General features: G+C 71.3%; 20 protein-coding genes. 9 read left to right on the forward strand and 11 right to left on the reverse strand.

Going from position 1 to position 23,780, the window contains the following annotated elements; genetic code table 11:
• The first annotated feature begins 5 nt into the window (after positions 1-5).
• A complete protein-coding gene (locus AB0959_RS04705; protein ID WP_366824807.1) occupies positions 6-602 on the forward strand; it encodes a TetR/AcrR family transcriptional regulator in 597 nt (198 codons plus the stop codon).
• Positions 603-633: 31 nt separating this feature from the next.
• On the opposite strand, the gene AB0959_RS04710 is transcribed toward AB0959_RS04705, so the two are convergent.
• From AB0959_RS04710 to AB0959_RS04740, 7 genes are all read right to left on the reverse strand, one after another.
• Positions 634-1,242, reverse strand: coding sequence for an ATP/GTP-binding protein (locus AB0959_RS04710; protein WP_366824808.1), 609 nt, complete (start codon positions 1,240-1,242; stop codon positions 634-636).
• Positions 1,229-1,585: a DUF742 domain-containing protein gene (locus AB0959_RS04715; RefSeq protein ID WP_366824809.1), complete on the reverse strand. Its 357-nt coding sequence runs from the start codon at positions 1,583-1,585 to the stop codon at positions 1,229-1,231. Before AB0959_RS04715 ends, AB0959_RS04710 begins: the two co-directional genes overlap by 14 nt.
• A gap of 1 nt (position 1,586) precedes the next feature.
• Positions 1,587-2,018 carry a roadblock/LC7 domain-containing protein gene (locus AB0959_RS04720; RefSeq protein ID WP_366824810.1) on the reverse strand — a complete coding sequence of 144 codons (432 nt, stop codon included), beginning with the start codon at positions 2,016-2,018 and terminating at the stop codon, positions 1,587-1,589.
• Positions 2,019-2,032: 14 nt separating this feature from the next.
• Positions 2,033-4,549, reverse strand: a complete 2,517-nt coding sequence (locus AB0959_RS04725; protein WP_366824811.1) for a nitrate- and nitrite sensing domain-containing protein — start codon at positions 4,547-4,549, stop codon at positions 2,033-2,035.
• 218 nt (positions 4,550-4,767) lie between these two features.
• Positions 4,768-5,796 (reverse strand): substrate-binding domain-containing protein, encoded by a 1,029-nt coding sequence (locus tag AB0959_RS04730; RefSeq protein WP_366824812.1) that lies wholly within the window; start codon positions 5,794-5,796, stop codon positions 4,768-4,770.
• A 433-nt stretch (positions 5,797-6,229) separates the two neighbouring features.
• A complete protein-coding gene (locus tag AB0959_RS04735) occupies positions 6,230-8,344 on the reverse strand; it encodes a 3-hydroxybutyrate oligomer hydrolase family protein (RefSeq protein WP_366824813.1) in 2,115 nt (704 codons plus the stop codon).
• A 14-nt stretch (positions 8,345-8,358) separates the two neighbouring features.
• Positions 8,359-9,693, reverse strand: coding sequence for a citrate:proton symporter (locus tag AB0959_RS04740; protein ID WP_366824814.1), 1,335 nt, complete (start codon positions 9,691-9,693; stop codon positions 8,359-8,361).
• 165 nt (positions 9,694-9,858) lie between these two features.
• Here AB0959_RS04740 and AB0959_RS04745 point away from each other — a divergent pair, with 165 nt between their 5' ends.
• The 8 genes from AB0959_RS04745 to AB0959_RS04780 all read left to right on the forward strand — a co-directional run bounded on the left by AB0959_RS04745 (position 9,859) and on the right by AB0959_RS04780 (position 18,904).
• Positions 9,859-10,788, forward strand: a complete 930-nt coding sequence (locus AB0959_RS04745) for a LysR family transcriptional regulator (protein WP_366824815.1) — start codon at positions 9,859-9,861, stop codon at positions 10,786-10,788.
• 141 nt (positions 10,789-10,929) lie between these two features.
• Positions 10,930-12,153 carry a CoA transferase gene (locus AB0959_RS04750; protein WP_366824816.1) on the forward strand — a complete coding sequence of 408 codons (1,224 nt, stop codon included), beginning with the start codon at positions 10,930-10,932 and terminating at the stop codon, positions 12,151-12,153.
• The gene (locus tag AB0959_RS04755; protein WP_366824817.1) at positions 12,143-13,078 is read left to right on the forward strand and encodes a CoA ester lyase; all 936 of its coding nucleotides are present in this window, start codon (positions 12,143-12,145) and stop codon (positions 13,076-13,078) included. Before AB0959_RS04750 ends, AB0959_RS04755 begins: the two co-directional genes overlap by 11 nt.
• Before the next feature lie 353 nt (positions 13,079-13,431).
• Complete coding sequence (locus tag AB0959_RS04760; protein ID WP_366824818.1) at positions 13,432-14,772, forward strand: sugar ABC transporter substrate-binding protein; 1,341 nt, start codon at positions 13,432-13,434, stop codon at positions 14,770-14,772.
• On the forward strand, positions 14,769-15,716 hold the full coding sequence (locus tag AB0959_RS04765) for a sugar ABC transporter permease (protein ID WP_366824819.1): 948 nt from the start codon (positions 14,769-14,771) through the stop codon (positions 15,714-15,716). The genes AB0959_RS04760 and AB0959_RS04765 overlap by 4 nt, the downstream gene beginning before the upstream one ends.
• Positions 15,713-16,648, forward strand: coding sequence for a carbohydrate ABC transporter permease (locus AB0959_RS04770; protein WP_366824820.1), 936 nt, complete (start codon positions 15,713-15,715; stop codon positions 16,646-16,648). The genes AB0959_RS04765 and AB0959_RS04770 overlap by 4 nt, the downstream gene beginning before the upstream one ends.
• 55 nt (positions 16,649-16,703) lie before the next feature.
• A complete protein-coding gene (locus AB0959_RS04775; protein ID WP_366824821.1) occupies positions 16,704-17,612 on the forward strand; it encodes a 5-dehydro-4-deoxyglucarate dehydratase in 909 nt (302 codons plus the stop codon).
• Entirely contained in the window at positions 17,609-18,904 is a 1,296-nt protein-coding gene (locus AB0959_RS04780; protein ID WP_366824822.1) for a glucarate dehydratase family protein, read from the forward strand. The genes AB0959_RS04775 and AB0959_RS04780 overlap by 4 nt, the downstream gene beginning before the upstream one ends.
• Here the strand turns inward: AB0959_RS04780 and AB0959_RS04785 are convergent.
• The 4 genes from AB0959_RS04785 to AB0959_RS04800 all read right to left on the reverse strand — a co-directional run bounded on the left by AB0959_RS04785 (position 18,885) and on the right by AB0959_RS04800 (position 23,773).
• Positions 18,885-20,054, reverse strand: a complete 1,170-nt coding sequence (locus tag AB0959_RS04785) for an esterase-like activity of phytase family protein (protein WP_366824823.1) — start codon at positions 20,052-20,054, stop codon at positions 18,885-18,887. The two genes, AB0959_RS04780 and AB0959_RS04785, sit on opposite strands and share 20 nt — an antisense overlap.
• Before the next feature lie 85 nt (positions 20,055-20,139).
• The gene (locus tag AB0959_RS04790) at positions 20,140-21,075 is read right to left on the reverse strand and encodes an ABC transporter permease (RefSeq protein WP_366824824.1); all 936 of its coding nucleotides are present in this window, start codon (positions 21,073-21,075) and stop codon (positions 20,140-20,142) included.
• Positions 21,072-22,187 carry an ABC transporter permease gene (locus AB0959_RS04795; protein WP_366824825.1) on the reverse strand — a complete coding sequence of 372 codons (1,116 nt, stop codon included), beginning with the start codon at positions 22,185-22,187 and terminating at the stop codon, positions 21,072-21,074. Before AB0959_RS04795 ends, AB0959_RS04790 begins: the two co-directional genes overlap by 4 nt.
• Positions 22,184-23,773: an ABC transporter ATP-binding protein gene (locus tag AB0959_RS04800; RefSeq protein WP_366824826.1), complete on the reverse strand. Its 1,590-nt coding sequence runs from the start codon at positions 23,771-23,773 to the stop codon at positions 22,184-22,186. The genes AB0959_RS04795 and AB0959_RS04800 overlap by 4 nt, the downstream gene beginning before the upstream one ends.
• Between the last annotated feature and the right edge of the window lie 7 nt (positions 23,774-23,780).

Raw genomic sequence — 23,780 nt, forward strand, 5'->3', positions numbered from 1 at the left:
CGCACATGGCACGGATGCCGTCGGCCGAGCGGCGCCGGCAGCTGACCGGGGCGGCGATCAGGGCGATGACCCGGGACGGCGTGGCCAGGACGACGACCCGGTCCATCGCCGCCGAGGCCGGCGTGTCCTTGAGCGTCTTCCACTACTGCTTCGACTCCAAGCAGGCCCTGGTCGAGTCCGTGATCAGGGCGATCACCGACGACTACGTCACGGTCGTGAAGGAGGCGATCAAGCCCAGGGCCACGCTCCAGGAGACCGTACGGGCCGGCTTCCAGGCCTACTGGGACCATGTCTCCGCCCGTCCCGGCGAGCACATGCTGACGTACGAGCTGACGCAGTACGCCCTGCGCGAGCCGGGTTTCGAGCATCTCGCGCGCCGGCAGTACGAGCTGTACCGCGACACCTACGCCGAGCTCATCGGGCAGCTCCAGAAGGACATGGGCTTCGAGCTCGGCGTGCCCGTCGCCGTACTCGCGCGCTATCTGGCCGCGATGACGGACGGGCTGACGCTGAACTACCTCGTGCTCGGCGACGACACGTCGGCGGCGGACGTGCTGGACATGATCGCCGAACACGTCGCCGGGCTCGTCGTCACCCCGTAGTCGTCACGCCGTGGCCGTCGCCCCATGGTCGTCACCCCGTAGGGGCGGTGCGGCCGTTGGCGTGGGTCGTGGTGGCGATCAGCTGGTCGATCAGCGCGATCAGCACGTCCCGGCACGATCCGCGCTCGCGGGCGTCGCACAGCAGCACCTGCGCGTTCTCCGGCAGCGCGAGGGACTCCCTGATCTCCTCGGGCGCGTAGGGGTGCTCTCCGTAGAAGCCGTTGACGCCGACGACGAACGGGATCTTGCGGCGCTCGAAGAAGTCGATGGCGGCGAAGCTGGACTCCGGCCGGCGCACGTCGACGAGGACCACCGCGCCGAGGGCGCCGATGGCGAGGTCGTTCCACATGAACCAGAAGCGCTGCTGCCCGGGCGTACCGAACAGGTACAGCACGAGTTCCTGGCTGATGGTGATACGGCCGAAGTCCAGGGCCACCGTGGTGGCCTTCTTCTCCTCGATGCCGTTGAGGTCGTCGACGCCGAGGCCCGCCGTGGTCAGGGGTTCCTCGGTGCGCAGCGGGACGATCTCGCTGACCGATCCGACCATGGTCGTCTTGCCGACGCCGAAGCCCCCGGCGATCAGGATCTTGACCGTGTCGGGTGCCGCGACCTTCTGGACGGTGGCGTCAGAGCCGGTCAAGGCCTTCCCTCACTTTCTGCAGCAGTTCCAGGTCCAAGGTGCGCGATACGGGACGCGGCGGCTGGACGACGATCCGTTCCGCCTGCAGCAGGTCGCAGAGCATGATGCTGACCACGCTCACGGGGAGGTCGAGCAGCGTGGCGAGCTCCGCCACCACGATCGGCTCCGCGCACAGCCGCAGGATCCGTGTGTGCTCGGGCTGCAGCCGGGGCCCGCCGTCGGACGGCGGGGGCGCCGCGATCACCATCGTGATGAGGGTGAAGTCGCCTCGGTCGGGCTGGGTCCGGCCGCCGGTCAGGGTGAACGGCCGGACCAGTCGGCCGGCCGTATCGCCTCCGTTCACCTCACTCGCCGCTGTCCGCCGTGACGACGACGCCGGCCCGCGGAGCGGCACTGAGGTGCTCGCCGATCTTCTTCACCAGCATGTTCATCTGGTACGCCACCACGCCGACGTCCGCGCCCTGGTTGGTCAGCACCGCGAGGCTGGCGCCCGGGCCCGCGTTGGTGAGGATCAGATAGGAGTTGCCCATCTCGATGAGCAACTGGCGCACCGGACCGCCCCGGAAGTCCATGCTGACGCCCTTGCTGAGGCTCATCAGGCCGGACGCGGTGGCCGCGAGCCGCTCGGCGTCGTCCCGTACGAACGCCGTGGACTTGCTGACGACGAGTCCGTCCTCGGAGAGCACGACAGCGTGGTTCACCTCGGCGACCCGTTCCACCAGTCCGGTGAGCAGCTGGTCGAGCTGGCTGTGCGTGGCGGGGATGGGGCGTGTCATTTCTGTGTCCTTCATCAGCGGTCGGCGGGCGAGGTGGAGGCGATGGGCCCTGAGGCGGTGACCTTGTCGTCGGTGACTTTGTCGCCGGTGACCTTGTCGTCGGTGTCCTCGGGTGCGGTGTCTTCCTTCTCTTCCTTCCGGTCGTGCTCGGTCTCCGCACCGTCGTCACGGGCCTGCAGGGTGCCGCGTTGGAAGCCGGCCAGGGAAGAGGCCGCGCGCTCCGCGGTGAAGTCGTCGAAGCCGAAGGAGTCGTCGTCCTGGTCGAGTGGGGTGTCCTCCCGCAACTCGGCGGCCAGGCTGGTCTGCGGTACCCGGCGGGGCAGCGGGGTGAGACCGTCGCGCCGGGTGACGCCCGGGGCCGGCTTGGGCGTGCGGGGCGTGGGCCGTGCGGTGGCCGCGGCCGGGGTGGCGCCGTTGGTCCCCGCGTGGGCCGCGGCGGGCCGCGTCTCGCTCCCGCGTTCGTGGCTCTCTTCGCTGTCGCCTGAGGTGCCGTCGGAGGACGGTCCGTCCGCGACGCGCACAGGCGCCTTGACCGGCCCCGCGGGCCGGGCGTCCGTGGTCGCGGAGCCCTCGGTGTCCACGACGGGCTCGTCGGCGGGATCACTCACCACGATGTCGCGCGGGATCAGCACGATCGCCGTGGTGCCGCCGTACGGCGAGGAGCGCAGCGTGACGGCGATGCCGTGCCGTGTGGCGAGACGGGCGACCACGAACATGCCGAGCCGGAGGTCGTCGGCCAGCGCGACCACGTCGAACTGCGGAGCCACCGCCAGCTGTTCGTTGAACGCGGCGTAGTCCTCCTCCGACATGCCGAGGCCGCGGTCCTCGATCTCCACGGCGAGCCCCTTGGCCACCATCGCGGCCCGCACATGCACCGGGCTGGGGGCGGGCGAGTAGGCGGTCGCGTTGTCGATGAGCTCGGCCAGCAGGTGGATGACGTCCGCGACCGCGGGCGGGGCGACGGACACCTCCTCCTCGGTGTGCACCTCCACGCGCTGGTACTGGGCGACCTCGCCGACGGAGCTGCGCAGGATGTCGATCAGCGCGACCGGTCGGGTCCAGGTACGGCCGGGCCGCTCACCGCTGATGATGACGAGGTTCTCCTCGTAGCGGCGCAACTGGCTGGCGGTGGAGTCGAGTTCGTACAGGCCCTGGAGGATGTTCGGGTCCTGGTGCTCGCGCTCCAGCTTGTCGAGCTTGCTGAGCTGGAGGTTGACCAGGTTCTGGCTCTGCCGGGCGATGCCCAGGATGACCTTCTGGAAGCCGCGGCGCGTGTCGGCGAGTTCCACCGCGGTGTGCACGGCGGTGCGCTGCGCGGTGTTGAACGCCTTGGCGACCTGGCCGAGTTCGTCCCTGCCGTAGTCGAGCGGCGGGGTGGCGGAGTCCACGTCGACCGTCTCGCCCCGGTCGAGGCGCTCGACCACGTCGGGCAGACGTTCCTGCGCCAGGCTGAGCGTGGCCTCGCGCAGACCGCGCAGACGCCGGGACAGGGAGCCGGTGATGCGCCACGACATCAAGGCGCACACCAGCAGGGCGACGAGTCCGCCGGCGCTCAGGATGCCGGCCTTGACCAGGAGCGAGCGGGATTCGTCACCGCTGCGATCCAGAAGAGAGCGGGTCTGCTGCTGGATCAGCTTCGTGTACTCGACCGACATGGTGTCGAACCCGGCGGTCCAGCGCTTCTGCATCTCGTCGGGCAGCATCGTCCTGCGCTGGTCGGCGCTGCCGGTCGTCCGGGCCGTGAGGACCTGGTCCTCCATGGACTCCTGGGCCTGCCACGCGGAGCTCTGCAGGATCTGCTCGGTCTGGGTCTTCAGGCTGCCGTTCAGGGAGGGGACGATCTGGTCCTCGAGGAGCCAGCGCCGGGCGCTGACCAGTTCCGAGAACTTGACGCGCGCCTCCTCGTCCAGGTACCCGGACCGCCACGCGAGGGTGAGCAGCGCGTCCTCCTGGGAGACCATCTCCCCCGCCTGTTCCAGCGCGACGAGGGGGTCGGCCTGTGAGGTCAGGTCGCCGTCGTCGACCTGGGAGAGCTCGTGGAAGGCGGTGATCTGGGTCTCGATGATGGAGGTGAACTGGTCCAGCGTCTGCTGCGGGGTGATGTCGACGGGCTTGTCCACCTGGTCCCGGTAGTACTCCAGGCTGGCCGCGGCGCCGATGACGGAGTCCAGCCGGTCGCTGATGCGGGAGGGGGCGTCGTGGATCGCGTCCGTCTGGCGGACCAGTTTCTGGATCGCCGCGTCCGTCTCCTCGCGCTGCGCGTCGAGGGCGGTCCGGTCGCCGTGGGGGTTCGCGAGCCACGCGGCCGACAACCGCCGCTCTCCCTGGAGGGCGAGCGTCGCGTCGGTGCCCATGGCGCCGGTCGACTTGCTCAACCCGGTCTGCTCGCGCAGTCGCAAACCCTCGGAGAACATCTGAATCGTCGTCACGCTCCACATGGCGGCGAGGGTGACGCTGGGGATGAGGGCGAGGAGGATCAGCGAGAGACGTATGGAGCCGAGACGGCGCCGGGCACCTGTCCGTGAGGGCATCGTCGTCCTTGGGCGATTGACGTGTTCGGGGATGATCGGGGTGATCGGGGTGATCCGGGGAGAGCGGTAGGAGAGGGAGAGGGCTCAGGGGGACGCGTGCGGTGGGTGGCCGCGTGTCCGATTACGCACAGGGGATGGCCAGGATGCTATCCGTACAAGTGATCGTACGCATCGTGAGGGACCCAACCTTGTCGCCCCCGTTACCTGGCGGAACAGGATCAACGGGTCCCGTTCGCCGCGAACTTCGCGATCTTCTCGACGTTCTGCTTCGTGACGAACGCTGGGCCGGTGAGTACCGGGGCCTCGCCGCCGCCGCTGATGTTGCCGTTGGACTTGTAGAGCCAGATCGCGTCGACCGCGAGGTAGCCCTGCAGATAGGGCTGCTGATCGACCGCGAACTGCACCTTGCCGTCCTGGACGGCGTTCACGATGTCGTTGTTGAGGTCGAACGTGGCGATCTTCGCCTTGCTGCCGGCCTGCTTCACCGAGTCGACCGCGGCCAGCGCGAACTGGGCGCCGTTGAGGACGATCTCGTCGATTCCGGGGTCCTGCCTGAGCTTCCCGGCGATGACGGAGGTGACCGCCTTCATGTCCGTGCCGTCGAGGTAGAGGTTCTCGGTCTGCCCGGCGAAGGTCTTCCGCACTCCGGCGCAGCGGGCCTCCAGGGCCACGTTGCCGCGCTCGTGGACGACGCACAGGGCGTGCTGAGCCTTCAGTGTGTCCAGCTTGTCGCCGAGGGCGCGCCCCGCGACGCTCTCGTCTTGGCCGAAATACTCCAGCAGGCCCTGCGACTGCCAGGCGTTGATACCGGAGTTGAGGCCGACCACGGGTATGCCGGCCGCCCTGGCCCGGGCGACGGCGGCCTTCATGGCGTCCGGCCTGGCGAGGGTCACCGCTATGCCGTCGACCCGGTCGCTGATCGCGTCGCGCACCAGCCCGGCCTGCCCCGCCGGGTCGGCGTCGCTGGCGTACGTCAGCTCGATGTTGCCCTTGGCGGCCGCTGCCTCCGCCCCCTTCCTCACGAGCTCCCAGAACTGGTCTCCCTCGGCCCCGTGGGTGATCATCGCCACCTTGATCCGGCCCGTGCCCGCCTTGCCCGTCGTGCCGGCGGCGTCGGCGGCGTCGGCGTCCGTCCCGCCGGAACCGGAGCAGCCGGCCGCGAGGAGGGAGACGACGGCCACGGCGGACGCAAGGGTCGTGGCGCGGACAAGTCTGGATGGAGCGTGGGGTCCGGGGGGCGTGTTCATGAGGGTGCGGCACCTCGCTGTGCACAGGAGCGGGGGGGTAGGGAGCGCTGAGCCGACGCACGCACTGCGTGACACGCGTCGGCTTTCAGACTTTCGCTGGCCGTGAGCCAACCGTGTGTGACACCCGGTAGTCAAGTGACCAACCAACTCAGACGACGTACCCCGGCCAGCGGCCCTGGCCTCGTGGGATTCCCCCTGGCACGTGCCACTTTCGCCTTCCGTGACATTCCCGGCGCGGGGTGCTGCGATGGTTCGTTCCTCACCCCCGCCGCCCCTACCCGTCCCATCCCCAGGAGCTCCGCCCCTTCGACCCCGGCCAAGGGGGCTGCGCCCCCTGGAACCTCCCGCCCTTTCGGGGCTCCGCCCCTGACCCCGTTTCGGGGGCCGGCCCCCGGACCCCCGCTCCTCAAACGCCGGAGGGGCTAGATCTCCATCACCCCCTGTCCGGAATCCCCACCGTTCCGCCGCTCACCCTGATCCGGTCCCCGGCCGACGGAGTGGCCGCGAGGGGCGGGACGTTGGCCGCTGTCAGGGCCGGAGCACGGCCGGGCTCGCCGCCCCTGGGGGTGGTGCGCACGACCTGGCTGGGCGGCAGGGGCGTGCCGTCGCGCAGCCGTTGCCACATCAGGTCCAGGGACTGCTGGTAGTACAACCCGAGGGGGACGTACCGGTTGTCGTAACCGGGTGCGGTCGAGTCGGCGTGGTGGGCGTGGGTGACCTCCACATAGCTCACCGTTCCGTGGCCGTTCCCGGCGCGGGAGTTGAGTCCCAGGTACGGGCGGGAGCTGTGGTTGACGGGGACGCGGGCGTCGTCGCGGCCGTGGACGATCAACGTGGGCTTGCCGTGCAGGTCGCCGGTGCGGCGGGTGGCGTCCAGTCCTTCGGCGACCCGGCGCGCCCACTCCCGCTCCTCGCGCGGGGCGTTCGCACGCGGGAAGGCCAGGCGGAGGACGCAGCGCTCGCCGCGCAGGTTGTACTCGTGCGCGCCGTCCGGGCCGAGGGACCTGGCGTCGGCGACGGGACCGCCCGGCGAGTTCTCGTCGATCAGCACGCCGGGAGCCGGGGCCCGGCCCGGGCTGGTGGCGAACGCGGCGGCGAGTTCTGCCCTGTCGTACGGGACGGGACGGCCCGATGAGTCGGTGCGGGCCCATCCGTACCCGCACAGCGAGTCGGTGACCGAGGCGCGGGCGAAGCTCATGGCGTACGAGACGGGGGTCTGCGGATCGTAGTGGGCCACCTGCAGGTAGGACGATTGCGGTGGGAAACCGATGCGGACGAGCGCCTGCTGAGCGAGCCGGGGCAACCCGGCCTCGCCCACCCGGGCGGCGTCGCGACGCGTGATCAGGCGGGGATCGTCGCCGACCAGCGCGGTGCAGCGGCGCCGTGCGGCGGCCTGGTCGAGGTTCCCGTACCCGGGAGCCGTCGGCTCCGTGAGGGCGGCGCACGGCTGGAGCAGCGACGCGACGGAGGCGTACTGGAGCAGGGGCAGGCCCGCCGCGGGTACGAGCCGTGAACCCTCACGCACCTCGACACCCTTCAGCGGGGCGAGGTTCATCTGCGGCTCGGAGGCGACGACCGCGTCGACGAGGCCGCGCCGGTCGTCCTCGCCCGCGGCGATCGCGGCGCCGCCGCCGTTGGAGATCCCGGTGGTGAGGACGGTGGTGGTGGCCGGGGTGTAGCCGGCCGCCGGTGCTCCGCGACCGTGGTCGCGGTTCAGCAGGGCGAGCGTCAGTTCCACGGAGCGCAGCACGTCACGGCCCCAGCCGGCCTGCGGGTCGGTGCCGCTGTGCGCCATCTTGTACGCCACCCGGTAGGGGCGCCCGGCGTCGAACCGCTCCCGTTCCTCGTCACCGATCCGCGCGTCGAAGGCGGCTCGCCCGCCGACGTCCGCCCGGGGCCCGGTCGTGCCGTCGTACGCCATCACGGTCCCGGAGTGCAGGTCGTCGAAGGCGGGCCCCATGCCCTTGTCGGTGTAGGCGACCGCGCAGCGCCGGTGCAGGGCCCACGCCCCGGCCGTACCCACCATGTTGTAGACGCCGCCCAGTCCGGACGCGGGCGCGGCGACCACGCACGGGCGGGACCGGTCGAAGTCGTCCGGCACCTGGACGACGAAGTTCACGCTGCCCGCGCCCCGGTCCGCCACCGCGCGGTACTCGGTGCCCGCGACCTTGCCGTCCCCGGGCACGGGCCGCCCCCGGTCGACGTTCGCGCCGTACAGCCGCCCGAGGCCGCCGCTGTCCCCCGCCGACAGTCCGGCGGAGGACCACAGGGCGCGGCGGCGCAGTTCGGCGGGGGTGGGGTTGTCGGGGTCGGCGAAGCCGGGAGGTGTGGTGTCACGGAGCCCCGCGAAGCCGAGGCCGCCGGTGAGGAGGTCGTCAGTACGGCCGTCGTACCGTACCGATTTCAACTCCGTTACGTACGACGGCAGTTGAGAGGAAGGCGGGCGTTGGGCGCTCGGGGCTGCGGCCGCGGCCGGCGGGGCCGGGGCGATCGGGGCGGCGGTGACCGCCAGGGCGCAGGCGAGCAGCAGCGGGAGTCGGCGGGGCATGGGCGGGATCCTCCTCACAGCGGCAGCGCACCCGTGGCGAGTGCCACCGCCGTCATCACGAGCGTCGTGCCGAACGCCCAGCGGAAGATGAAGCGCTGGTGTTCGCCGAGTTGTACGCCGGTCATGCCGACGAGGATGAACGTGGCCGCGGTGAGCGGGCTGAGCGGGAAGCCGGTGGTCATCTGGCCGAGGACGGCGGCGCGGGCGATCTCGGCGCTGTCGGTGCCGAAGGCGCCGGCGGTTCCGGCGAGCACGGGCAGGATGCCGAAGTAGTAGGCGTCGGGAGTGAAGACGAGGCTGAGCGGCATGCCGGTGACGGCGACGAGGACCGGCAGGTGCCCGCCGAGCCCGTCGGGGATGACGTCGACCATCGCCTCTGCCATCTCACCGATCATCCCGGTGCCACTGAGGACGCCGGTGAACACGCCCGCCGCGAAGATCATGGCGGTGACGAGGACGACGCTCTTGCTGTGCTTCTCCAGCAGGGTCTGTTGGTCCTCCCAGCGCGGGTGGTTGACGAACAGCGCGATGACGAAGGCCAGCACGAACAGCACGGGCAGCGGCATGGTTTCGAGGACCAGCAGGACCAGCAGGGTGAGGGTCAGTACCAGGTTGAAGACCATCAGCGCGGGGTGCCGCGGGGCCGTCACACGCGGTGTCCCGGGACCGTCACCCACCGGCTCGGGAACGTCGCCCACAGGCTCGGGGACCTCCGCACGCTCCTCGGGCCGCAGTCCGCCGAGCCGGCGGCGCTCCCGCCGCCCGATGAGGTACGCGGCGAACAGCACCCAGGCGATGCCGGCGCCCAGGGCGGGCAGCAGGGGCGTGATGATGTCGGACGTGTCGAGCTTCAGAGCCGCGGCCGCGCGTGCCGTCGGACCGCCCCACGGCACCAGGTTCATCAGGCCGGCGCCGAGGCAGACGATGCCGGCGAGCACCAGGCGGCTCATCCCGAGGCGCCGGTAGACGGGCAGCAGGGCCGAGACGGTGATGAGGAAGGTCGAGGCGCCGTCCCCGTCGAGCGCGACGCAGATGGTGAGCACGGCTGTGCCGACCGCGATGCGGACCGGATCTCCCTGGGCCGCCTTGAGGATGGCGCGGATCAGGGGTTCGAAGAGCCCTGCGTCGATCATCAGGCTGAAGTAGAGGACCGCGAAGGCGATCATGATGCCGGTGGGCGCGACCTGGGTCAGTCCCTCCAACGCCATCGGCCCGATCTCGCCGGCGTGTCCGCTCACCAGCGCGGCGACCACCGGCAGGAGCACCAGGGCCACCAGGACCGACACCCGTTTCGTCATGGTCAGGAGCAGAAAACCGCCGATGGTGCAGAACCCCAGTGCCGCCAGCATGATCCGCCCACTTCCTCGTCGTCCGGCCGTTGTTGCCGAGTCCGGCCGGTGTTGCCGACGAGTTTCGGAGCGCTGAAAGATCCGCGTCCAGCATTGAACACAGATCTGTCCATGCGTTTCACGCATCAGTTCCCTGGGGCGGCCGACGCGCCTACGCTCCCCGCCATGGACGTCACCCTGCGCCAACTCGCCGCCTACGCCGCCGTGGCCCGGGCCGTGAGCTTCACCGCGGCCGCCGCCGAGATGCACGTGTCCCAGTCCTCGCTCAGCAGGGCGGTGGCCGACCTGGAACGCACCCTCGGCATGCGGCTGCTGGAGCGCGACACCCGCAACGTGCAGCTCACTCCGGCGGGCGCGGAGGCGCTCCGCGTGGCCGACCAGATCCTCGCCACCCACCGCGCCGGGCTCGCCCAACTCGGCCGGTACGTGGCGGGCGAACGGGGCACGGTGGCGCTGGCCACGCTGCCCTCCCCCGCCGCCGTGCTGCTGCCCCCGGTGATATCGGCCTTCCGGGACCGCCGCCCGGAGGTGACCGTACGCATCCTGGACGGCCTCGAACGCTTCGTCCTGGAACGGGTCGTCGACGGGGACGCCGACTTCGCGGTCACGACGGTGGCCCGCCCCCGCACCCCCGGTATCGAACTGCGGCCTCTGGTCCGGGACCGCTTCGACGCGGTCCTGCCCGAAGGGCATCCGCTGGCCGAGCGGAACGAGGTGACCTGGCAGGAGCTGGGGGGTGAACCGTTCCTGGCGGTGGGCACCGACTCCAGCGTGCGCCGCATCACCGACGCGGCGTTCGCACAGGCCGGCATCGAGGCGCGGCCCGCCGCCGAGGCCGGGAGCGTGGCCACGGTCGGCGGTCTGGTCGCCGCCGGGCTCGGCGTCTCGGCCATGCCCGCGCTCGTGCACCCGCTGGTGGCGCCCGGCAAGTGGGTACGGCGTCCGCTGGTGGACCCGGTGGTAGAGCGCCAGTTGTACGTCGTCCTTCCTCTGCGCCGGAGCCTGCCGCCCGGGGCGCGGGCCTTCCTGGAGCAGTTGGACGAGTTCCGGGCGTCGGGGCACGCGTTGCCGGAGGGGGTGTCGTGGGAGGAGTAGGGGGTCGTCGCCCCGTCGGCTGCGGGAACACCCCTTCGCCGACCGCCAGGACAACCTCCCGCCAACTGATGCGGTATCCGCATGAATTGATCCCGCTTCCTTGCTGGACTCGCATACGACCCACCCCGCAGCCTGAGGTGCATGGACGACCGCAACGACGACCGCGGCAGCGCGCGGCAGGGGCAGTTGACGGGCCTGAAGGTGGTGGAGTTCGCCCACGTCGTGGCCGGACCGCTCGCCGGGGCGATGCTCGCCGACCAGGGAGCGGACGTGGTGCACGTGGAGCCGCCCGGGGCGGGGGACGCGGCGCGGGCGATGGGGCCGAAGCGGGACGGAGTCCCTCTCTGGTTCAAGGTCGCGGGCCGCAACAAGCGGTCGGTGACGCTCGACCTGCACCGCGAGGAGGGCCGCGAGGTCGCCCGGGAGTTGGTGCGATGGGCCGATGTGGTCATCGTGACCCTGCGGGCCGGGCGGCTGCGCACGTGGGGCCTGGACTGGGAGGCGGTCCACGCGCTCAACCCGAAGGCCGTGCTGCTGCAGATCTCCGGCTTCGGTGCCACCTCGTCGCGGGCGGACGCCCCCGGCTTCGGCAAGATGGGTGAGGCCCGCAGCGGGGTGGTGCACCTGACCGGCTTCCCGGACGGGCCGCCGGTGCACACCGGCTTCTCCCACGGGGACGCCGTGACCGGGCTGATGGGCGCGTACGCGATCCTGGCCGCCCTGCACCGCCGCGCCACGGACCCGGAGTTCGACGGCGAGTGGATCGACCTGGCGCTCTTCGAGCCGCTGTTCCGGCTGGTGGAGTGGCAGGTGATCGCCCACGACCAGCTCGGCGAGGCCCCGATGCGCGCGGGCAACCAGCTGGCCGTGGCCCCGGCCGCCGTCATCAACACCTACCGCAGCCGTGACGGCGACTGGCTCACCGTCACCTCGGCGACGCTGCGGTCGGTGCGCAACGTGGCCCGGTTGCTGGGCCTGCCGGAGGAGGAGTTCGCGACGGCGGAGCAGCAGCACGCCGGGCGGGCACGGCTCGACGAGGGACTGCGCGCGTGGATCGCCGGGCGTTCCGCCGACGAGTGCCTCGCGGAGTTCGAGCGTACGGAGGTGGTGGCCTCCCGCGTCTTCGACGCCGCGGACATCGCCGCCGACCCCGTGTACGCCGAACGCGAGGACATCATCACCGTCGAGGACCCCGACCTCGGTCCCGTCCGTATGCAGGCCGTGATCCCGCACTTCCGGCAGGCGCCCGGCGCGGTGTGGCGCACCGGCCCCGCGCTCGGCACGGACAACGACCTCGTGTACGGCGAGTGGCTCGGCATCGACGGCGACCGGCGGGCGAAGCTGGAGGAGTCGGGTGTCATCTGAGGTGAGGGTGCCCGCCCGGGTTCCGCTGCGCTCGCTGCTCTTCGTCCCCGGCAACCGCACGGAGTGGCTCCCCAAGGCCGAGGCGGCGGGGGCCGACGCGGTGATCCTGGACCTGGAGGACGCGGTACCGGACGATGCGAAGCCGGCGGCGCGGGCCGGGGTGGCGGAGGCCGTGTCCGTGTCCCAGGCGGGCGGTGGGGAGATGCGGCTGCTGGTCCGGGTCAACCCGCTGAACGCGGCGGCCGGTTGGGCGAGCGCCGAGGAACTGCGCGCGGTGGCCCGGCCCGGCCTGTACGGCATCGTGCTGCCCAAGGTGTCGTGCGCCGACGACGTCCGTCTCGCCGACCGCCTCCTGTCCTGGTGCGAGCGCGAACACGGCCTGACCGAGGGGTACTTCGCGCTCGTCCCGCTCCTGGAGACGGCGCGTGCGCTGCGGGAGGCGTACGACATCGGCCGGGCCGCCGCCCGCGTGGCCCACCTCGGCGCGTTGACCGCGCCGGGGGGTGACGTCGAGCGTGCCGTCGGCTACTGGTGGAGTCCCGAGGGGACGGAGACTCATGACCTGCGCGCCCGCGTCCTCCTCGACGCCCGCGCGGCCGGCTCGCCGCATCCGGTGTCCGGTCTGTGGGCCGACGTGGCCGACCTGGCGGGTCTGCGGCGCTTCGCCGAGCAGAACCGTGCGATCGGCTACGAGGGGATGATGGTGATCCACCCTTCGCACGCCGCCGTCGTCAACGACGTGTTCTCCCCGGGCGAGGACGAACTCGCCCGTCACGAACGGCTGATCGCCGCGGTGGAGACGGCTCGGGGCGAGGGGGCCGGTGCGGTGCGTTTCGAGGGCCGCATGATCGACGAGGCCATGGCGGCGACGTCCCGGGCTGTGCTCGCCCGACACGGCGGTGCCTCCGGCAGGGCGGGGATGTAGGGCGGCCGCCGGCCACCCAGGCGCTGCCCCGCCACCCCGAACGACCTGTTCCTCGCCCCCGCCGCCCCTACCCGTCCCTCCCCAGGGGCTCCGCCCCTTCGCCCCCGCACAGGGCTCCGCCCCGGGCCCCGTTTCGGGGGCCGGCCCCCGGACCCCCGCTCCTCAAACGCCGGAGGGGCTGGAGGGTGCGGGCGGCGCTCACCCCTCACAACCCACATCCCCGCTCACATTTCCAGGGCCCGGTGAAAACTTTCGGACACACCTTGACACGTGACTGAAACCAAGTCTTAGCTTGCCTCCATTCATTTAGATTCATGAAGCGAGTTCATGTACGTGAACGGAGGTACTCGCTCATGGGTGCTCGCCAACGACGCCGACGGCGCCGACACCTGGCCGCCGCGCTCACCACCACAGGGCTCCTGTTCGCAACGGCCGCCTGCGGCGGCTCCGGATCCGACTCGGCCGACAGCAGCGACCCGAACACACTGGAGGTCTGGACCCGGAGTGATCCGAACTCGGCGGCCACCTATGAGCGGGTGTTCGCCGCCTTCACCAAGAAGACCGGCATAAAGATCGACTACCAGCCGGTCATCAACTTCGACCAGCAGCTCCAGAGCCGGGCCTCCACCAAGGACCTGCCCGACGTGATGATCAACGACATGGCGCTGATGGGCAGTTACCAGCGCCAGGGTCTGCTGAAGCAGATCGCCCCCGACTCGATCGCCGGTCACGGACAGATCACCGACAAGACCTGGTCCTCCACGGTCGGCCTCGACGGCAAGCACTACGGCATCCCGTACTCCCGCCAGGCCTTCACCCTCATGGTCCGCGAGGACTGGCGCGAGAAGCTGGGCCTCCCGCAGCCGAAGACCTGGCAGGACATGCTGACCCTCGCCAAGGCCTTCGCCACCCGCGACCCGGACGGCGACGGCAAGAAGGACACCTACGGCATGGTCGTCCCCGGCAGCGCCCAGAACGGCTACGTCGCCTGGTGGAGCGCCAGCTACCTGTGGCAGGGCGGCGCGCAGATCATCCAGCCGGACGGCAACGGCGGCTACAAGCCGGCCATGGACTCGGCGGCGGCCGTCCGCACCGTCACCTGGCTGAAGAAGAACCTCTTCTGCGGTGACAACGGTGTCATCCAACCCGGCGCGCTCACCGCCATCACCGGCACCGCCACCAACTTCCAGGACGGCAACGCCGGTATGTACCTCACCGGCCCGTACAACATCGCCACCTTCGACGGGACGCTCGGCAAGGACAAGTTCGAGGTCGTCCCCGCGCCCGCGGGCCCGGCGGGCTCCACCGCGCTGGCCGAAGGAGAGAACGTCTACTTCGGCGCCAGGACCGGGAAGGCGAAGCAGGAGAAGGCGCTCGCCGCCTTCCTCATCTCCCCGGAGGGACAGCGGCTCGCCATGACCGGCAAGAACCAGCCCGTCGTCCGCATCCCCGTCAACTCCACGCTCGACGCGGCGACGGTCCACGACGACTCCCGCTGGAGCGTGGTGCAGAAGGCGTACGAGAACGCCTCCCAGCAGTTCCCCAACGCCCTGGACTTCGCCCCGATCAAGCAGGACACGGCCGACAGCCTCAACGCGCTGTTCACGTACTGCGGCAGCGACGTCCGCTCCGGTCTCAAAGAGCTGAACGACACCCTCGCAGGTGACCTCAAGGACCAGGACCTGTTGAAATGACCGCTACCGTGACCACGCCGGGCGCCCCGACCCGGCAGCGCAGAGCGCTTTCCCCGCGGGCCCTCGGCCGGAGGGCTCTCAACAGGAAAGCCGTACTCCCCTGGCTGTTCCTCGCGCCGGGCCTGCTGCTCGCCCTCGTCTTCAAGTTCGTCCCCATGGGCAAGGGCATCTGGCTCAGCCTCTTCGAGGTGCGCCCGTTCCTGGGTGACAAGTGGGTCGGCCTCGACAACTACACCCGGGTCCTGACCGACCACCGCTTCCAGGACGCGGTCGGCCACACCCTGGTCCTCGGCATCGGCCAGTCGCTCGGCGCCATAGTCGTCGGCTTCGTCCTCGCCCTGCTGCTGGAGGGCCAGGCCCGCTCGCTGAGGATCGTACGCACCGCCGTCTTCCTGCCCGTCGTCACCGCGACCGCCGTGGTGGGCGAGCTGTGGCGGCTGATGTACTACCCGACCTCCGACGGTCTCATCAACAGCGGCCTCGGGTTCCTGGGTCTCGGACCCGTGCCCTTCCTCGACAACCCGAACACCGCCCTGTGGGCCACCATGGCCATGGGCATCTGGATCTGGGCGCCCTACAACATGGTGATCCTCCTCGCCGGACTGGCCGGCGTGGACCGCCACCTCTACGAGGCCGCCGCGATGGACGGCGTGTCCCTCTGGCAGCGCCTGCGCTACGTCACGCTGCCCGCGATCCGCCCCGCCCTCGGCATCGTCCTCGTCCTCGCCGCCATCCGCGGGCTGCGCGTCTTCACCGAGGTCTACGTCCTCACCGGCGGCGGCCCCGCCGGCTCCACCGAGGTGTGGATGACCCGCGCCTACACCCTCGGCTTCACCCGCAACGACATCGGCGGCGCCTCGGCGGCCTCCGTGGTACTGCTCTGTGTGACGCTGCTGCTCACCGTCACGGTCAACTACTTCCGCAAGAGGGGAGACGTGCGATGAGCGCCCCCGCATTCTCCGGGAAGTTCTCGGTCTCCCTCACCAAGCGGGGCCGCACGCAAGTCCGTACCACCCCGGCCCGTTTCGACACCGCCCTCGGCTGGAGCGACCGGCCCGGCCCCGCCTGGGCCCTGCGGATCCTGCTGTGCGCGATCGCCCTGGCGATCTTCGCGGTGCCGTTCCTGACGATCGTCTCCGGCGCCCTCAGCACCCACCCCAGCGGCTCGTCGCTGTCCTTCCTGCCGCACAACGCCACCTTGACGAACCTGCGGGTGGCGGGCGAGCGCGGCATCTGGGACTACTTCTCCAACTCCCTCGTGATCGCCGGTGGCGGACTGCTCCTCCAGCTCGTCGTCTGCACGCTCGCCGCGTACGCGCTGGCCCGGCACAGGTTCCGCGGGCAGGCCCTCGTCCTGACGCTGTTCATGCTGACGATGATGCTTCCCGAGGAGGTCATCGCCATTCCCCTGTCCCTGGTCCTCGGCCACGTACCGGTCATCGGCCTCGACCTCAAGGGCACCGTCTGGGGCGTGATCCTGCCGCTCGGCGCCTGGGGCTTCTCGGTGATGCTGCTGACCGAGTTCATGAAGGACATCCCCGACGAGATCGAGGAGGCCGCCCGCCTCGACGGCGTCGGCGAGCTGCGGATGCTGTGGCAGGTCGTCCTGCCGCTGTGCAAGCCCGCGCTCGGCGTGGCCGGCGTGCTCGGTTTCATCATGATCTGGGACCAGTACCTGCTGCCCCTGATCGCCGCGAAGGACCCCACCGACTACACGGTCACCGTCGCCCTGTCCGTCCTGCGCACCGACCCCGAGGTCGGCTCGGGGGTGGTGCTGGCCGGTGCGGTCATCGCGCTCGTCCCCAGTCTCGTCGTCTATCTGCTCCTCCAGCGCTCGCTGGTCACCGGCATCGCCGCCGGTGCCACGAAGGGCTGACCTCCCCCTGCCCCCGATCCCGTACGCCCCCCACCGACCCCCGTATGAGGGAGACATGAAGTTCCAAGGAGTGCTGTTCTTCCCGGTCACGCCGTTCGCTCCGGACGGTTCGCTGGACGAGGAGCGGCTCGCCCAGCACATCGAGTCCGGTGTCGTGGCCGGTGCGGGAGGCGTCTTCGTCGCCTGCGGCACCGGTGAGTTCCACGCGCTCACGGCCGACGAGATCGAGCGGGCCACGCGCGTCGCGGTCACCACGACCGCGGGGCGCGTGCCCGTACTCGCCGCCGCGGGCGGCCCCGTACCGGTCGCGCGCGACCAGGCCGCCCGTATCGAACGCGCGGGCGCCGACGGCATCCTGCTGCTGCCGCCGTACCTGGTGAGCGCACCGCACAAGGGTCTGATCCGGTACGTGAGAGAGGTGGCGGCGGCCACGAGCCTGCCCGTCGTCTTCTACCAGCGCGGCACGGCCCGGCTCACCGAGGCCACGGCCGCCGAGATCGCCGCGCTGCCGTCGGTCGTCGGCCTCAAGGACGGTCTCGGTGACATCGAGCGCATGCACCGCATCGTGCGGTCGGTGCGTGCCGTGCCGGGCACCGAGGACTTCCAGTTCTTCAACGGCCTGCCCACGGCCGAGATGACCGCGCCCGCCTATCGCGGGATCGGCGTCGAGCTGTACTCCTCGGCGGTGTTCGCCTTCGCCCCGGAGATCGCGACGGCGTTCCACCGAGCCCTGACCGAGGGCGACGACGCGCTGGTCGCCACGCTCCTCGACGAGTTCTACGAGCCGCTCGTCGAGCTCCGCGACGAGGTCCCCGGATACTCCGTCTCGCTGATCAAGGCCGGAGTGACCCTCCGCGGCCTGGACGTGGGCGGCGTACGGGCACCCCTGCTCGACCCCGCGCCGGAGCACGTGGCCCGGCTGACGAAACTGATCGACCGTGGACTGGAGGCAATCCGCGTATGAGCAGCACGGCAGGCACCCCCGGCACGCCCGTCAGCCCGGGCACCCCTGGGACCCGCATCCGCGAGCTGATCGTCACCCCGATCGCCTTCCGCGACCCGCCCCTGCTCAACTCCAACGGCGTCCACGAGCCGCTCGCGCTCCGTATCGTCCTCCAACTCGTCCTGGAGGACGGCACGGTGGGCCTCGGTGAGTCGACGGGCGGAGAGGTGCGCCTGGAACGGCTCCTGACCGCCGCGAAGGCGGTCGTCGGCAGGGACGTCTTCGACACGACCGCCGTGGCGGCCACGATCGACGCCGCCCTCCTGCCCACCGTGCCCAGCTCCCACGAGCGCGGCTGGACCACCTCGGCCGTCGAGGTGGCCTGCCTCGACGCGCAGGGCAAGCTGCTCGGTCGCCCGGTCAGCGATCTGCTGGGCGGCAGGGTCCGCGACGCCGTGCCGTTCGCCGCCTACCTGTTCTACAAGTGGGCCGAGCACCCCGCGCTGGACGGCCGCCCGGCCGTGGGCGACGACTGGGGCGAGGCCCTCGACCCGGCGGGCGTCGTCGAGCAGGCCCGCCTGATGCAACAGCGGTACGGCTTCACCTCGTTCAAGCTGAAGGGCGGGGTCTTCCCGCCGGACGAGGAGATCGCGGCCATGCGGGCCCTCGCCGAGGCGTTCCCCGGACAGCCGCTGCGCCTGGACCCGAACACCGCGTGGACGGTGGAGACGTCGAAGTACGTCGCCCGCGAACTCGCCGACGTCCTCGAGTACCTGGAGGACCCGACCCCGACGATCCCCGGCATGGCGGAGCTGGCCAAGGAGTCCCCGCTCCCCCTGGCCACCAACATGTGCGTGGTCGCGTGGGAGCACCTGAAGCCCGGGATCGAGCGACACGCGATCCAGGTGCTCCTCACCGACCACCACTACTGGGGCGGGCTGCGCCGTACCCGCGAACTGGCCGCGGTGTGCGAGGCGTTCGGTATCGCGTTGTCGATGCACTCCAACTCGCACCTGGGCATCAGCCTCGCCGCCATGACCCATGTCGCCGCGGCCATCCCCAACCTCGACCACTCCTGCGACACGCACTACCCGTGGAACTCGGCGGACGACGTGATCGTCCCGGGCGCCCTGGAACTGCGCGACGGGGAGGTCAAGGTGCCCACGGGCCCCGGTCTGGGCGTCGAACTCGACCACGACGCCCTCGACCGCCTCCACCGCCTCTACCTGGACTCCGGGATGCGGGGCCGCGACGACACCGGCTATATGCGCCGGTTCCAGCCGGACTACGAGCTCAGGCTCCCCCGCTGGTGACCCACGGCCGCACCGCCAGCAGGTGGAACTTCGTGGTGCCGCCGTTGAAGCCGAAGTTGTCGTCGGAGACGAGGACGAGGGAACGGGAGCCGTCGGGCAGGACGGGTCCCCACGTGACGCCCTCGACGTTGTCGGTGTCGGTACCGGACGTGGTGAAGTCGAAGAGCAGCTTCTTCCGCATGGGCGTCTCGGTGCCGGTCAGGGCCTGCTCGCCGCTCACCTCGGTGGCGCCGCGCGTGGTCGTCCAGTACAGGCGGATGGCGAAGCCGACGCCGGAGGCGAAGGACCGCTCGACGGTGAGGTAGTCGGTGCCGCTGATCGCGAGGATCTCGGAGACGCCCCGGTCGGAGGAGAAGGTGTTGACCGGCGGGGGCAGCGGGGCGGTGGGCGCGTCCGAGACCGGGTCGACCTCGTAGACGTACTGGTTCTCGGGCCGTCCTGTCCGGCGGTCCGAGACCAGCAGCCGCGAGGGGCTCCCGCTCGTCAGGCTCGCGGCGGGGCCGTCCTGGACTAGGGCGTTCTCGGTGACGGTGACGGCCTTCCTGCCGTCCGGGGTGAGGGTGAGGCCCTCCAGCGCCTGGTTGTTGCGGACGCCGGCGACGAGCTTGCCGGCGTCGTCGCGGACCGGGGCGTAGGCCTCGGGCAGCGGCAGTTCGCGGACGTACCCGCCGTCGGGGGTGGCCTCGCGCAGGAACGCCGGTTGGCCGGAGCCGGAAGCACCCTCGCTCGTCCACAGCAGGCTCCGGCCGCCCGGTGTCCAGCGGATCGCCTCGGGATCGACGGCTTTGGGGGCGAAGGGCCCGCCGGTGGTGTCCGCCAGCACGGTCAGGGAGTCGACCTCGGGCTCGTCCCCGGCGAACGCGGCACCGTGCAGGGGCAGGCGCAGGGAGTAGAAGCGGGCCTTGCCGTTCTCCGAGCGGTCGTCGCTGATCGCCACGTAGCTGCCGGACCGCCGGTCGTAGTCGATGCCGGAGAGGCCGCCGAACGGCATGCCGTACTCGGTGGTTCCCGCCGGAACGGTGATCGTGTCCAGGAGCCGTACCGCCGGGGGCCGTTCGTCCGGCGCGGCCATCGCGCTCGCGGGGAGGACCGTGGTGAGGAAGGCGGCCGCCGCGAGGCCGCCGAGGAGGGCGCGATGTCCGTGTCGCATGGTTCTTCTTTCCGAGAAGGGTGGGCAGGACGGAACCACCGCGTGGCGGCACGGTGCGAAGGATCGAAAGGGTCAGGAGTCGGCGTCACATGGACGCGGCCGTGACCTCCGCGGCCCCTCGGCGCTTGCGGCGCCACGCGTACGCGGCGAGCGCCACGAGCGTCAGCGCGTAGGGAATCGTCGAGACCAGCTGCGGCGGCACGTCCAGCGTGCCGAGCTGTACGGCCAGTGCCTCCGCCGCGCCGAAGCCGAGCGCAGCCAGGAAGACGCCCCAGGGCCTGAGGCCGCCGAGGAAGACCGCGGCGAGCGCGATGAAGCCGCGTCCCGCGGTCATGTCCCGTACGAAGAAGGACACGTAGCCCATGCTGAGGAAGACACCGGCGAGTCCGGCGAGCGCGCCGCTCAGCGCGAGACCCGCGTACTGGACGCGCCGTACCGCGATGCCGACGGAGGCGGCGGCGTCGGGCATCTCGCCGACGGCGCGCAGGTGGAACCCGAAGCGGGTGCGGTAGAACAGCCAGGCGACGGCCGGGGCGGTCAGGAAGGCCAGCCAGGTGATGAGGTTCTGGCCGCTCAGTACGTCTCCGAGCACGGGGACACTCTCGATGCCGGGCAGGGTGACCGTCGGCAGGGTGCCGCTCTTCAGGCGGGACGTGCCGCCCTTGTCGTCGAGGAGGGTGAAGACCGTGTAGGCGGTGGCCCCCGAGGCGAGCAGGTTGAGGCCGATGCCCGCGATGATCGCGTCGGCGCCCAGTTCCAGGCGCAGCGCGGCGAGCAGCAGACCGAGGAGCGCGGCGACCGCGATGCCGCACACCGCGCCGGCCGTCACCGACCCGCTGTACCCGGCGACCAGTGCCCCGGTGCAGGCGGCGGAGAGCATCTGGCCCTCCAGGGCGATGTTGCTGATCCCGGCGCGCTCGGCGACGAGTCCGCCGCACGCGGCGAGCAGGTACGGGGTGGCGACCCGCAGCACCGCCGCTAGGAAGGCGCTGCTGAGGACGACGTCGAGGACGGAGCTCATCGGGCACCACCCGCCTGCCTGCGCGCGATGCGGCGCTTGAGGAGGTCCGGCAGGGCCTGTGCGGTGACCAGCAGGACGATGACCGCCTGGATGATCACCACGATCTCGGTGCCGACGTCCGTCTGCTGTTCCATGATGTCTCCGCCGGAGCGCAGGTACGAGTAGAAGAGTCCGGCGACCACGACGACCAGCGGGTTGTTGCGGGCCAGCAGCGCCACCACGATCCCCTCGAAGGCGAGGCTGCCGGCGAGTCCCGGTTCGAGGCGCCCGTACACGCCCTGGACGAGGTGCGCTCCGGCGAGGCCCGCGACGGCGCCGCCGATGACGAAGCTCCACTCGATGGCGCGGGGCACGCGGATGCCGCCGTACTCGGCGAAGCCGGGGTTGGAGCCGGTCATGCGGATGCGGTAGCCGAGCGGGGTGCGGGTGATCAGCAGCCAGAGCGCGACGGCCGTGAGAAGCATCAGGACGAAGCCCGTGTTGGCGCGGCCCAGGGGGACGCCGAACCACTCCTGGAGCGGGGTGAGCGCGGAGTCGGGCCGGATCGGCTCCGAGTGCACGGCGCTGCTGCCGGGCTGCTTGAGCGGGCCGTTGACCAGGTAGTCGTAGACGCGTACGGCGATGGCGTTGAGCATCAGCGTGGCCACGATCTCGTTGGCGCCGAGGCGTGCCTTCATCGCGCCCGGAACCAGGCCCATTCCGGCGCCCGCGGCGGCCGCGGCGACCAGCGGGACGATCACGGCGGCGACGGGCGGCAGCGGCACGAAGACCGCCACCATGGCCGCGGCCAGCGCCCCGGCGTACAGCTGGCTCTCGGCACCGAGGCTGATCTGCCGGGCCCGGAACGGGATGGCCACCGACAGCCCGAGGAGCGTGAGCGTGGTCGCGTCCTCCAGCCAGCGGCCCACCCGGAAGGAGCGCTCCAGCGGCCCGGTGAGCATCGCCTCGTACGCCGCCACCGGGTCCTTGCCGGTGGCGAGCATGACGACGAAGCCGATGGCGAGGGCGGCCAGGATGGTGGCCAGGGTCATGCTGAGGTCGACGGCCAGGCCTCGGCGCCGGGTGGCACGGTACTCGCGGCGATCCTCGGTCTCGACGAGGGTGGCGGTCATACGGCGGACTCCTCTCCGGAGTCGTCCAGACCGGCCGCCAACTGCTCCCGGCCGTGCTGCTCGACGCCGAGCATGTACAGCCCGACCCGCTTCTCGGTGAGCCCGGTGGTGTCGTCGAAGCGGGCGACCAGGCGGCCGTCCTTGAGGACGAGCAACCGGTCGGACAGGGCGAGCAGTTCGGTGAGGTCGGCGGAGATCAGCAGCACGGCGGCGCCCTCGTCACGGGCCGCGACCAGTCGCTCGTACATGAACCGCATGGCGCCGACGTCCACCCCGCGTGTGATCTGCGAGGCGATCAACAGGCTCGGCCCGGCGGAGAGTTCGCGGGCGACGATCACCTTCTGCAGGTTGCCGCCGGACAACGCGCGCACGGGCACGGACGGGTCGGGGGTGCGGATCGCGTAGTCGGAGATGAGGCGTTCGGCCTGGGCGCGCACGGCCTTGGGCCGGAGGACACCGCGGCGGGCGAGGGGCGGGCGGCTGTGCCGGTCGACCACGAAATTGTCGGCTATGGACTCGTCGAGGGCGGCGCCGTTGTGAAGCCGGTCCTCGGGGACGTAGCCGACGCCCGCCCGGCGGTGCCCGGCGACGTCGAGACCGGCGGTGTCGGTGCCGCCGACGTGGACCGTGCCCGCGGTGGGGCGGCGCAACCCGGCGAGGATCTCGGCGAGTTCGGTCTGTCCGTTGCCCTCGATGCCGGCCACGCCGACGATCTCCCCGGAGGCCACGTCGAAGTCGAGGCCGTGCAGGGACTGACCGGCCGGGGCCTTGTACTCCAGGCCCCGTACGCGCAGGGTCGTGCCGCCGGGGCGGCCGGGAGCGCGTTCGACGGCCGGCGACAGGTCACGCCCGACCATCATCGCGGCCAGCGAACGCTCGGTGGCGTCGGCGGTCACGACGGTCCCGACCAGTGACCCGGCCCGCATCACGCTGACCTTGTCGCTGATCTCCCGTACCTCGCGCAGCTTGTGCGAGATGAACAGCACCGTCATGCCGCCGTCACGCAGCCGGCGCACCGCCGCGAACAGGTCCTCGGTCTCCTGCGGGGTGAGCACGGCGGTCGGCTCGTCGAGGATGAGGACGCGGGCCCTGCGGTGCAACGCCTTGAGGATCTCGCTGCGTTGCCGCATGCCCACGGACACCTCGTCGACGCGCGCCCTGGGGTCGACGGCGAGGCCGGACTCCTGGGCGAGCCGTGCGGTGGTCTCGACGGCCGCCTTGGCGTCGACGAGGCCGCGGCGGCCGGGTTCGACGCCGAGGACGACGTTCTGGGCGACGGTGAAGGACGGCACCAGCATGAGGTTCTGGTGGACCATGCCCACGCCCAGGGCTATCGCCGAGCCGGGACCACGCAGCACGCGCGCCCTGCCGCCGATCAGGATCTCACCGGAACTGGGCTGTTCCAGGCCGTAGAACAGCTTCATCAGCGTGGACTTGCCGGCGCCGTTCTCACCGACGATCGCGCGGATCTCGCCCGGCGGGACCTGGAGGCCCACACCGCGCACGGCGCGCACGCCGTTGCCGTAGGTCTTGGTGACCGCGCGGGCGGCGACGGCCGGTCCGGCGTCGTCCCATGACTCGTTCATCTCGCGG

The sequence above is a fragment of the Streptomyces sp. NPDC046862 genome, assembly GCF_040704615.1.
Lineage (GTDB): Bacteria > Actinomycetota > Actinomycetes > Streptomycetales > Streptomycetaceae > Streptomyces.